Source organism: Bacillus sp. AFS012607, assembly GCF_002558005.1.
In the GTDB taxonomy this organism is placed as follows: Bacteria; Bacillota; Bacilli; order Bacillales; family Bacillaceae_G; genus Bacillus_A; species Bacillus_A thuringiensis_S.
The window spans coordinates 1-470 of the sequence record NZ_NTVM01000099.1 but is presented as its reverse complement, the minus strand read 5'-3'; the positions used below and the strand labels follow the sequence as shown (position 1 = coordinate 470).

Genomic DNA, 470 nt, shown 5'->3' with positions numbered 1-470 from the left:
CGTTTTACATGTGCTGATTTTTCTATATAACACGGTACATTACCAGGACCTACACCTAGCGCTGGTTTTCCAGTAGAGTAAGCTGATTTCACCATACCAGCGCCTCCAGTTGCTAGAACGAGTGCCACACCATCATGGTTCATTAATTGTTTCGTCGCTTCGACAGACGGTCTTTCAATCCATTGAATACAATGTTTTGGTGCACCAGTTTTCATTGCTGCATCATATACGGTTTTCGCTGCTGCCACCGAACAATTTTGTGCAGAAGGATGAAATGCGAAAATAATTGGATTTCTCGTTTTTATCGCAATCAACGCTTTAAACATTGTTGTCGACGTTGGATTCGTTACTGGTGTTACCCCAGCTACTACACCGACAGGTTCTGCAATTTCTATTATTTCTTCATGAGGATCTTCGTGAATAATTCCTACCGTTTTATCTTGCTTTATACTATGCCAAATATATTCAGT

The 470-nt window shown here is 40.6% G+C and carries 1 protein-coding gene; it reads right to left on the bottom strand.

Going from position 1 to position 470, the window contains the following annotated elements; genetic code table 11:
• Window positions 1-470, bottom strand: a 470-nt coding sequence (locus CN409_RS31005) for an aldehyde dehydrogenase family protein (protein WP_141527762.1), incomplete at both ends; no start/stop codon positions are given.